The 12,046-nt window shown below is 29.1% G+C and carries 9 protein-coding genes; 4 read left to right on the forward strand and 5 right to left on the reverse strand.

The window, feature by feature from the left end; all coding sequences use genetic code 11:
* Positions 1-74: 74 nt before the first annotated feature.
* From CQA75_RS03145 to CQA75_RS03155, 3 genes are read right to left on the reverse strand one after another with little or no spacing between them, the layout of a single operon-like run.
* On the reverse strand, positions 75-755 hold the full coding sequence (locus tag CQA75_RS03145; RefSeq protein ID WP_137623608.1) for a CDP-alcohol phosphatidyltransferase family protein: 681 nt from the start codon (positions 753-755) through the stop codon (positions 75-77).
* A 1-nt stretch (position 756) separates the two neighbouring features.
* Entirely contained in the window at positions 757-1,419 is a 663-nt protein-coding gene (locus CQA75_RS03150) for a class I SAM-dependent methyltransferase (RefSeq protein WP_137623609.1), read from the reverse strand.
* A gap of 28 nt (positions 1,420-1,447) precedes the next feature.
* Positions 1,448-2,458 (reverse strand): DegT/DnrJ/EryC1/StrS family aminotransferase, encoded by a 1,011-nt coding sequence (locus tag CQA75_RS03155; protein WP_137623610.1) that lies wholly within the window; start codon positions 2,456-2,458, stop codon positions 1,448-1,450.
* 78 nt (positions 2,459-2,536) lie between these two features.
* Between CQA75_RS03155 and pseI the strand changes: the two genes are divergently transcribed.
* From pseI to CQA75_RS03175, 4 genes are read left to right on the forward strand one after another with little or no spacing between them, the layout of a single operon-like run.
* Positions 2,537-3,568: a pseudaminic acid synthase gene (gene pseI / locus CQA75_RS03160; RefSeq protein WP_137623611.1), complete on the forward strand. Its 1,032-nt coding sequence runs from the start codon at positions 2,537-2,539 to the stop codon at positions 3,566-3,568.
* Between the two features lie 12 nt (positions 3,569-3,580).
* Complete coding sequence (locus tag CQA75_RS03165; RefSeq protein ID WP_137623612.1) at positions 3,581-5,437, forward strand: motility associated factor glycosyltransferase family protein; 1,857 nt, start codon at positions 3,581-3,583, stop codon at positions 5,435-5,437.
* Between the two features lie 17 nt (positions 5,438-5,454).
* The gene (locus CQA75_RS03170; RefSeq protein WP_137623613.1) at positions 5,455-7,413 is read left to right on the forward strand and encodes a motility associated factor glycosyltransferase family protein; all 1,959 of its coding nucleotides are present in this window, start codon (positions 5,455-5,457) and stop codon (positions 7,411-7,413) included.
* Positions 7,403-9,301 carry a motility associated factor glycosyltransferase family protein gene (locus CQA75_RS03175; protein WP_137623614.1) on the forward strand — a complete coding sequence of 633 codons (1,899 nt, stop codon included), beginning with the start codon at positions 7,403-7,405 and terminating at the stop codon, positions 9,299-9,301. Before CQA75_RS03170 ends, CQA75_RS03175 begins: the two co-directional genes overlap by 11 nt.
* A gap of 19 nt (positions 9,302-9,320) precedes the next feature.
* Here the strand turns inward: CQA75_RS03175 and CQA75_RS03180 are convergent, their stop codons facing one another.
* Positions 9,321-11,063 (reverse strand): flagellin A, encoded by a 1,743-nt coding sequence (locus tag CQA75_RS03180; protein WP_137623615.1) that lies wholly within the window; start codon positions 11,061-11,063, stop codon positions 9,321-9,323.
* A 146-nt stretch (positions 11,064-11,209) separates the two neighbouring features.
* The coding region (locus CQA75_RS03185) for a flagellin (RefSeq protein ID WP_281276518.1) at positions 11,210-12,046 on the reverse strand (837 nt) is incomplete at its 5' end.

Raw genomic sequence — 12,046 nt, forward strand, 5'->3', positions numbered from 1 at the left:
TGCTTCTTAAAAAATACTCTACTTTGTCACTTTCAACATAATAAATATTTTTTACAAAAAATATACTTTTCAGTTCAAATATTGTTTTCTTTTAAATTTCTATATAATTCTACACTACGATAAAATAAATCAAATAAATATATCAAACCAATTAAATAAAAAAAGAAAGTAAAATACTCGCTTATAAATGATACAGAAATTAAAATAGAAAGCAAACTTGCGTCAATTCCCAAAATAAATCCCCTGTCTAAAAAAAACTTCTTAATTCCAAATCTTTTAATATTTTTTAAAGTCTTAAGCTTTTTAACAATAACAAAAGGACAAATTAATGAGTGTAGATTCATAGCAAATAAAACAAAAATAACGGGATAAATTGAAATTTCATAAGTTAAATAAACAACTATAAAAGCACCATTAAAAGCCAATGTGTCAACAAAAAGATCTAAATAGTGTCCTAATTTACTGGATAAATTTTTATATCTCGCAAGCATGCCATCAACATGATCTAAAAAATCATAAATCAAGTATAAAATTCCAGCCAAAATTGCATAATGATTAAAAAGCATTACAAGAGACAAAAAGGCAAAAATACCTGCAGTAATAGTAACTTGATTGGGCTTAATATTAGTCTTTTCAGCCAAAGGTAAAAGAATAAATTTTTGGATAATCAAAACACGATATATATATTCTGTTATATAATAAGAACGTTTACTTTCCAATCTTTCATTTTTTTTAAGTTTTTCATCTAAATTCATACTATCTCCTTAAAATCACTAAAAAATTTTCATCCGCAAAACTATCATTCGCATGAGTTTTTCTTAAAGAATTGATTTCTATTTGTTTAAAATCACCAAACACTCTTCTTACCTCATCTTTATCAAAAAAATACATTTTCATTCCATTTTCTTTAAAAGCAGATTTTAAAGCGTCCTTTTCATCAATAAACACTTCATATTTTGAAATTTTTTCATTGTTCAAATAACGATAATCGTTCGTATTTCTTACGACCATATAAGCAATACCATCTTTTTTTAAAACCCTATAAATTTCTTTAGCCGCTTTTTCTATAACTTCTTTAGAATTATAATAAAGCACACCATAACAAATCACACCTTCGAATTTTTCATCTTCATAGGGGATATTATCGACACTTGCGATTTTTAATTCTGCTTTTAGTTTATACAAATCTAGCAATTCTTGCGTTGCTTTAATACCATTAGCAGAATAATCCACTCCATAAGCGATAAAATCATTCTCAGCTAAGAACTTAACATGTCGCCCCCCCCCGCAACCTAGATCCAAAATTTGATCATTTTTCTTAAAATTTTTTAAAACAAAAGCAACCAAATCGCTACCAGGATAGCGTGGTTGATGTCTTTTTTGAGAGTGCATTTCGTGCCATTTTTCTTGAGTATTCATTTTAAGTCCTTGTAAAAAATTGCAAAAATTATAACAAAGATAGGATTATTTTTATACTATCCTTGATCTGATCTTTGCTTATTTTTTCATCACACCACAAATTGATAAGTTCTTTACTTAAAATTTCTGAATTTTTTTGAGTTTTTCCTCCAAAAATCAAATGTGATGGCAAATACCAAGAAGAACAATCAATCCCATTTTTTCTTAAATTTTCAAGTAATTTTTCTCTATCGCCCAAATATCTAAAGGTGTAACGCCAAGATATAGAATTTAAATTGAACTTTGGATGCAAAATGAGTTCGTGTTTTAAAAAATTTTGATAAATTTGCATATTTTCTTTGCGTTTTTCACATATATTGCTAAGCTTAGAAAGTTTTTCTTCCAAATAAGGATTATTATCACTTCCAAAAACAAAGGTATAATCTAAAAGCAAATTTTTAAGATTTTTAAAATAATTTTCATCTTTGGGATTTAAAGAGTAATATTTCAAGCGATATTCTTCAAATTTTTGTTTATCAACTCTTAAGGTTAATTCCTTATTAAAATCCCTCAAAGAATTTAAGGATATTTTTGAACTTAAAATCGCTCCACCCCATAAGTCATTTTCTAAAAATTTAGTATGACCAAAACTTAGGATACTTAAATCGCATTTTGGATTGATTTGATAAGTTTGCGCACAATCTTCGATGATAAATATATTCTTATCTTTACAAAAATTAATAATTTTTTCATCACAAAAATGTCCGTAAAGATGAACTAAAACTAAAACATCATAAGGATTTTCATCATAATTTTTTTTACAACTCTCAAAGATAAGAGTATAATCATCCAAACTCACATCTGCAAAAATCACCTCAACACCTGCTTTTAAAGCCACACTAGCCACTTGCGGACAAACCAAACTAGGGATTAAAACCTTGTTTTTATTTTTTGATTTTAGATATTTAAAAATCAAAAACAAAGCACTTGTTCCAGAACCTGTATAAAGTGTTTCTAAAGTATTAAAATGATTGCTGATTTTTTCTTCTAAGCTGTTCAATTTTCTTTCCTTAAATTATGCTATAATTTATAAAAGTAATTTTACCGATATTATTTTAAAAATTAGTTTGGAATTTAAATGCAAATAGGAAATTTTAACACAGATCAAAAAGTATTTATCATAGCAGAATTAAGCGCCAATCATGCCGGAAGCTTAGATCTTGCACTCAAAAGCATCAAAGCAGCTAAAAAAGCCGGAGCAGATGCGATAAAAATTCAAACCTATACCCCAGATAGCCTTACGCTTGATAGCGATAAAGAAGATTTTATCATCAAAGGTGGGCTTTGGGATAAACGCAGACTCTATGAACTTTATGAAAGCGCTAAAACCCCTTATGAGTGGCACGAACAAATTTTTCAAACCGCCAAAGATGAAGGTATACTCTGCTTTTCAAGTCCTTTTGCAAAAAAAGATGTGGATTTTTTAAAACAATTTGATCCTATAGCTTATAAAATCGCCTCCTTTGAAGCTAACGATGAAGAATTGATCCGCTATATAGCCAAAGAAAACAAAACCACGATCGTTTCTACGGGCATTGCAAGCGAAGAAGAGCTTTTTAGAATTTGTGAAATTTTTAGAGAGGAAAAAAATCCACAATTGATATTTTTAAAATGCACTTCAGCTTATCCTGCAAAAATCAGTGATATGAATTTAAAAGCTATTTCAAGCTTAAAAGAAAAATTTAGTGTAGAAGTGGGACTAAGCGATCATAGTTTTGGACATTTAGCTCCAGTTATGGCCGTAGCGCTTGGAGCTAGAGTAATCGAAAAACATTTTATGATTGATAAAAATTTAGAAAGTGAAGATGCTAAATTTAGCCTTGATTTTGATGAATTTAAAGCCATGGTTGAGGCCGTAAGAGAAGCTGAAAGTGCTTTAGGAGATGGCTCTTTAGAACTTAATGAAAAAACTTTAAAAAATCGCACTTTTGCAAGAAGTTTATATGCAAGCAAAGATATCAAAAAAGGTGAAATTTTTAGCGAAGAAAATATAAAATCTGTACGTCCTTCTTTTGGGCTTCATCCTAAATTTTATCAAGAAATTTTAGGCAAAAAAGCCACAAGAGATATCGAATTTGGCGATGCCTTAAAAGAAAAAGATTTTAAATAAAAGGCAAAATTATTGGATAAAGAACTTTTTTTAAAAAATACTCAAGCGCTTTTTGAAGTGGATCAAATTTTAGCTTATAAACTAAGAGCTTTGCAAAAATTTGAAAATTTCCAAGCCAAGATCAATGAAGATGGTATTAATTTTACAAACAATTTGAAAAAAATTTATGAAAATCCTAAAAAAGATTTTATAGAAAATTTAAATCTTTATAAAAATCAATACTTTAAATATCCGGTTTTGTTTTTTTATGGTTTTGGAAATGGCAAACTTTATAAAGCCTTATGTGAAAATAAAAATCATAAACATATCATCGTTTTTGAAGATGAGCTTGAAATTTTAGCCTTAGCTTTTTATTTTACTGATTTTACCAAAGAATTAAGAAATGAAAAACTCATACTCTTTCACACTCCAAGTATCACCACTGCACAACTTAATGCTCTTTTTATGTTTGAAAGTATTCAAAAAAGTGTTAAAATTTTTAATCTTTTTATTCATAGCGATTTTTACCTTAAATTTTATACCAAGCAAATACAAAATCTAAATCAAATTTTGATCGAAAATATTCGCTTTATTGTTTTAGCTAAGGGAAATGATCCATATGATTCTAACATAGGGATTAAACATGTATTAAGCAATCTTCCTAAACTTTTAAGTCATGGAATTTTTCAAGACTTCTTAAAAGAAAGAAAAGGTAAAGTAAAAAATGCTATCATCGTTTCAACAGGCCCTAGTCTTATCAAGCAATTGCCTTTACTAAAAGAATACGCAAATAAAGCTACAATTATAGCAGCAGATTCTTCTTATCCTATCTTAGCAAAGTATAACATCAAGCCTGATTATGTTTTGTCTTTAGAAAGGGTGTCATTGACTTCTGAATTTTTTAACAATGATTTTAAAGAATTTGATCAAGATATTTTATTTATCATTGCTTCGCTAACCCATGAAAACACGATCAAATATTTAGAACAAAATCAAAAAAACTACATGTTAGTGCATCGTCCATTACTTTTTGCCTCATCTTTAAATCTTAAGGAATTTGGCTATATAGGCGTTGGAGCAAGTGTTGCAAATATGGCTTATGAATTAGCTGGTAGCTTAAGACATGAAAATATCATTTTAATAGGGCAAGATCTAGCTTATGCTGAAGATGGAAGTTCTCATCCGGAAGAACATATACATGGGAGTCAAGGCGATGAAATACGCGGGGAAGTTTATACCCTTGCTTATGGTGGCAAAAAACAAGTAAGAACACAACTGACTTGGAATTTATTTCGCCAAGCTTACGAAAAAGATATTTTTTGGGCAAAAGAAAAATTACAGATTAACACCTACAATTGCACTGAAGGTGGAGCTAGAATAGAAGGGACTATAGAAAAACCTTTTAAAGAAATTTGTGAAACACTGCTTAAGGAAAATTTAAAAAAACCTTTTAGATTTCCTAAAAATTTAGAAAAAAATGAAATAAAAAATAAATTTTTACAAACCCAAAAACTTCTTGCTAAAAATGTCAAACAAAGTGAAGAATTCATCAAAAAATGTCAAAATGAACTTAAAAAACTTGATTTTGAACTCAATAAATCCGAACTTAATTTATCAACTTTAGAAAAAATCAAAAAAAATCTTTTAAAATTTTTTAGTGAATTTGAAAAATTAAAATTGTTTAATGAAATCACACAAGCTATATATTATCACAATGAATGCGAAATTTTACGTTATGAAGTTTTAAATGAAAATGATCAAAAAGAAAAAATCAAAGAATTTTTAATCACCCAAAAAGCATGGTGGTTGCAAGCTTTAGAATACTTAAATACTCAAAATAAAACCATCAATGAGGCTTTAGAAAAATACAAAAATGACGATATTTCATAAATCAAAATGGAGGATTTATGAAATTTAATAAAAACCAAATTGTACTTTTTAATAAAAATATAAATTCGCTAAAAAATCCTGATTTAAAAGAAAAACTCAAAGAATTAGCAATCACTCATTATGAACTTATCTTAGGCAAGGATAGTCTAGATATCAATCTTAGAGATACAAGAAATAACACTTTTCTTTATAAAGATACCATAAAAGAACTAGATGCTATGCTAAAAACCTACAATGAAAAATATCTTTTATATCCTGTGCTTTATTTTTATGGTTTTGGAAATGGAATTTTATTTAAAGCTCTTTTAAAAAATAAACATTGTAAGCATTTAGTTGTCTTTGAAAAAGAATTAGAGATCATTAAAATTATATTCCATCTTTTAGATTTTTCGCAAGAATTAAGTGGAAATAAACTTTTATTGTTTGATATTAATGTTTTAGAACTTCAAGATTATCATGAACTATGTTCAAGCAATCTTTTTTTTAAATTTTCTAGAACTTATTTTTTAGAACTTAGTAGCAATTATTATGAAAAAGATCATGATGATATTTTAAATCTAAATGATAATCTTGCAAAAAGTTTTAAAGATATTATATTAGATTTTGGAAATGATTCTTTAGACGCTTTACAAGGTATAAAACAGTTTATTTGTAATCTTCCAATCATGCTAACTCATACCCCTTATCAAAATCTACTCAAACAAAGAAAAAATCTTAGCGATACAGCTATCATCATTTCAACTGGACCTAGTCTTACTAAACAACTTGACACTCTTAAAAAATATGCAAATAAAGCAACCATTATAGCAGCTGATAGCGCGTATCCTATACTAGCAAAACACGATATAAAACCTGATTATGTTTTATCTTTAGAAAGAATTTTTCCAACTTCTAAATTTTTTAACAATGATTTTGGAGATTTTGATAAAGGCATTATATTTATAACAACTCATTTAACCCATCCTCAAACCATAGAAAATTTAAAGAAAAATAATAGAAATTTTTTATTATCTTATCGAAAAAATGAATTTGCAATGTATTTAAAATTAGTTCAATTTAGCGGTTTATTTGGAGGACATAGCGTAGCCCATCTGGCATATGGATTGGCTATATTTTTAAATCATAAAAATATTATTTTTATAGGGCAAGATCTAGCTTATGCTGAAGATGGAAGCTCTCATCCAAATGAACATATTTTTGGAAATTTTGATAATGAAGATACAAGTAAAATTACTTACGATCTAAAGACCGTAGCTTATGGTGGAGAAAAATTAATTCCTACTAAAAAACTTTGGAATATCTTTAAATATACCTTAGAAAAACACATTTTTGAAGCAAATCAATTAAAAACCTATATAACCTATAATTGTACTGAAGGAGGAGCTAGGATAGAAGGAACTATAGAAAAACCTTTCAAAGAAGTTTGCGAAACTTTGCTTAAAAAAGATTTAAAAAAGCCTTTTCCTAAAGTGGAGAATTTAAACCAAGATAAACAAAATGAACTATTGCTAAAATGTTACTATAAAATTTATAAAAGCATAAAACATTGTAAAGATTTTAAAGAAGAGCTTTTAAAATCTTGCGATCATATTTTTGAAAGTTTTTCAAATCTCAATCAAATTTCCAACTTAGAAGAAGGTAAAGAAGTTCTTAATTATCTTATAATAGAAATTGACAAAATTAAACTTAAACTTGAAGATGAAATAAAAATAGACTTTATTGAAACATTAGAAGCATTGCAAACTCAATTTGAACTTAACTTAGCAAGAATTTATGTTTTAAATCCAAAAACCCCAGAAGATGCTTATAATAAATCTTTATTATGGGTAAAAGAACATATTGAATTTTTTAAAATGGTTTATGTGCATATTGAAGCCCAAGAAAAAGCTTTAATAGAAAATATTACTCCTTTGGAAAATGAATTAGAACAAAGAAATTTAAAAAAATGGGAAAGGAAAATCAAAAATGCAAAATGAAATTTTTAATAAAAATATAAAAGCTATGAGTAATAATGAATATGATGAACTTAAAGAAAAATTAAAAAAAATTAAAGAACTTAGAGAATTTTCTTATACTTTTGGCAAGGATAATTTAGATATCAATATCATAAAAAAAAGAAATTTAAAAACAGTCTATAAAAATCCTTTAAAAGAACTAGAAGAAAAAATTGAATTCTTTAAAGAATATGAAAGATATCCAGCCTTATTTTTCTATGGTTTAGGTAATGGAATTTTATATAAAGCTTTACTTCAAAATAAAAATCATAAAAGAATTGTTGTTTTTGAAAAAGAAATAGAAATCATATCTATTGTTTTAAATTTGCTTGATTTTAGTGAAGAATTAAGAAAAGGTAGATTAATATTAATATATACCCCTCATATAAACTATACCAAAACTGATACAATATTTTCTTTAAAAGAAATTAATCGATTTTTTAAAACTTATAATTTACATTTACATTGTGATTTTTACAAAAGCTATGAAGAAGACATGTTAAAAGTTAATACTTTAAATTCTAAAGCTATTAAAAATATTAGTCTTAGAAGAGGAAATGATCCAAAAGATGCAATGCAAGGTATAGAACAATTTGTTCGAAATATTCCTAAGATGATCAATCATCCAAGCTATCATACTTTACTTAAAAAAAGAAGAAATTCCAAAGATGAAAATGTAGCTATCATTGTTGCAACAGGACCTAGTCTTCATAAACAATTACCTTTGCTTAAAAAATATAATAATAAAGCAGTTATATTTTGCGCCGATAGTTCTTATCCTATTTTAGCAGATCATAATATCAAACCTGATTATGTTTTATCCTTGGAAAGACATTATTTAACATCGGAATTTTTTAATCATAATTTTAAAAATTTTGATCAAGGAATCACTTTTATCGCAGCATCTTTAACCCATAAAAACACAATTGATTATTTTGAAAAAAACAAAAGAGAATATATACTAGTCACTAGACCTCTACCTTTTGCTACTTCTGTAGGAATTCATGAATTTGGCTATATGAGTGGCGGAATGAGCGTATCTCATATGTGTTATGAATTAGCTGTAAATTTAAACTATAAAAATATAGTTTTAATAGGACAAGATCTAGCCTATAGCGAAGATGGAGAAACTCACACTAAAAATTATTCCAATAAAAAAATCCATGAAGGAGAATACGAAAGAGATTTTAATAAATTTACAACTACAGCTTATGGAGGAGAAGGTATCGTTCAAAGCTCAAGAATTTGGAATTTATTTAGAGAAATTTTTGAAAATTTTATATCATCAAATAAAAATAAAGTTAAAACCTATAACTGTACCGAAGGAGGAGCTAAGATAGAAGGCGCTATAGAAAAATCTTTTAAAGAAATTTGTGAAACTTTACTTGCAAAAGAACTTAAAAAACCTTTAGTTAAAATTCCTAAACTTTCAAAAGAACAAAGAAATAAACTAATGTTAAAAGCTTACCAAAAAATCAAAAAACAAATTTCTTTAACTCAAACTTTTTTAAAAGAATGTAAAAAAGTAAAAAATCAATTAGCAAATCTAAAAAGAGGAAAACAAAAACTCACTCTAGATCAAATTAATCATAATTTAGATAAATTAAAAGCTCATATAGAATTAAAGCGTTATGATTTTTTAAATGAAATTTTAGGACCAACCTTACATCATGAAGAAAGTATTATTGCTTCTTTATATGTTAAAAATTTTACAAACGAAAGTGAAAGGCAAAATAAACTTTTTGCTTGGCTTTATGCTCATGAATCTTTAATCGAAAGTTTTTTTGAATTGACAAGTGCGCAAAATATCATCTTAAAAAGAGCTATTATACCTTTACAAGATGAATTAGAAAAAAGAAAATTGATATAGATGAGGATAAATATCCTCATTATTGTAAAAGTTTTAAAACATTTTGCTGAACAGCATTAGCCTGACTCATCGCATAAGATCCACTTTGAGCTAAGATGTTATACTTAGAAAAATTCGCACTCTCAGCTGCAAAGTCCACATCTCTTATGGTTGATTCAGCCGCTTTGACATTGACTTGAGTTACGGTGATGTTGTTGATCGTAACTTGGAGTTGATTTTGCACCGAACCAATATCTGCTCTGATTTGATCAAGATTTGTTGTGGCCGTTTCAACGATATCCATCACAGCCATAGCTCCTTTAAGTGTAGTAACACCTGCATTTTTATAAGTAGCACCTGCTTTATTATCTGTTGAAATCTTTAAAGGTGCAAATTGAGATTGATTAGAACCTGATGAAAAACCTGAACCTTTGGAAACAGTATAAACATCACTCATATTTCCAGTATTTCCGCCTTTAACAAATACAGCACTCTCTTGTAAAGCTACAGACATGTTTTTACCAGATCCTACAGAAAAACCAGAGCCTGCGGAAAAACCAGTACCTCCTCCACTCATATAAGCAGAAACCGCACTAAAACCGGCTATAATTTGCTTTCCACCACCTTGATAAGAATTAAAGCCCATAGCATCCGCTGTCTTTGCATCAATTTGACCCTTAGATTCTCTTAAAGAAACTGAAGTTTGAGAGATAAAACTACCCTTACCCATACCAATAACACTAAGATTAGTTCCACCTAGATTTATATCTCTACCATCATTTTTCACTAAAGATAATCTTCCATAATTTTCTTTTTGAGTAGATAAGATACCAGCACCTGCACCTATATCTCCAGTTATTTTAATACCTCTACCATCTCTTGAAGTTAAAACAAGCTTACCATTTTCATTCCTAGAAGCTTCAATCCCTGTTGTATCTTTTACAGCATTGATTGCAGAAACTAACTGACCATTTTCATCCCCATCTTTATAATCAATCTTGCCTATAATCACCCCATTGATCGCAAAGTCTTCTGAAGTTGAGCCCGCTTTGATCTCATATGCCCCTACAGTTTTCACATCATATGTAGCTCTAACTCCTGTTTTATCAGAACTTCTATTGATCTCTTCAGCCAAAGCTCCAAGACCCGTTCCTACTGAAGTTGAGATCACAACGCTTTGAAATTTAAAGTCTTCAACCCCATTATAATTTTTGATCACAAGACTTGCCACACCTGAATTATGACTTTGAGAGCCAGTTTCAAATCTTGTCACACCAATCTTTGAAGATTGAGTTGGCCCTATACTTGCTTTGATGGTTTGATTTGAGCTTGAGCCAATTTGAAATTCTTGATTGGTAAAATTTCCACTTAAAAGTTGTTTGCCATTAAAAGCTGTTGTGTTAGCGATATTATCAAGTTCTTCCATTAAGCGGTTGATATCTGCTTGAAGCATGGTTCTTGTTTTTAAGCTTTGTCCATCTTGAGCGGCTTGAGTTGCCTTAGTTTTAATCGTATCTAAGATCTTAAGTTGCTCATCCATTGCTTTATCGGCAGTTTGTAAGATACCAATCGCATCATTACCATTATTGATTGCCTGACCTAAAGTCGCTGCTTGTGAACGCAAAGAATCTGCAATAGCCATCCCTGAAGCATCATCTGCTGCTGAGTTAATTCTAAGACCAGAACTAAGTCTGCTTAAAGACTTATCAAGCTCGTTAGCATTAACCACCGAATTTGCATGTGCATTCAACGCACCTATATTGGTGTTTATTCTAAAACCCATTTTAAATCCTTTCAAAATATTGCATCAAAAGGATATAAGCAAGAAGTATTCCAACTTTTTATTTTATAGAAGAAAAACAAAATGTTTTTAAAAATTTTTAAAGAAGTAAAAATCTAAGCCTAAAAAGCTAGGCTTAGATCGGATTTCTATTGAAGCAATCTTAATACATTTTGTTGGCTTGCATTTGCTTGTGCCATCGCATAAGATCCACTTTGAGCTAGGATGTTTGCTTTAGAGTAGTTTGCACTCTCGCTTGCAAAGTCCACATCTCTAATTTGTGATTCAGCTGATTTCACATTTACTTGAGTTACGGTGATATTGTTGATAGTTGATGTGATTTGATTTTGCACCGAACCTATATCTGCTCTGATTTGGTCTAGATTGTTAATGGCAGTTTCAGCGATATCCATCACAGCCATAGCTCCTTTAAGTGTAGTCACACCTGAAGTTTCATTCACAGCTCCTACTTTATTATCTGTTGAAATTTTCATAACAGCAAATTGAGATTGATTAGAACCTGATGAAAAACCTGAACCTTTGGAAACAGTATAAACATCACTCATATTTCCAGTATTTCCGCCTTTAACAAATACAGCACTCTCTTGTAAAGCTACAGACATGTTTTTACCAGATCCTACAGAAAAACCAGAGCCTGCGGAAAAACCAGTACCTCCTCCACTCATATAAGCAGAAACCGCACTAAAACCGGCTATAATTTGCTTTCCACCACCTTGATAAGAATTAAAGCCCATAGCATCCGCTGTCTTTGCATCAATTTGACCCTTAGATTCTCTTAAAGAAACTGAAGTTTGAGAGATAAAACTACCCTTACCCATACCAATAACACTAAGATTAGTTCCACCTAGATTTATATCTCTACCATCATTTTTCACTAAAGATAATCTTCCATAATTTTCTTTTTGAGTAGATAAGATACCAGCACCTGCACCTATATCTCCAGTTATTTTAATACCTCTACCATC

Source organism: Campylobacter taeniopygiae (assembly GCF_005406225.1).
Classification (GTDB): domain Bacteria; phylum Campylobacterota; class Campylobacteria; order Campylobacterales; family Campylobacteraceae; genus Campylobacter_D; species Campylobacter_D taeniopygiae.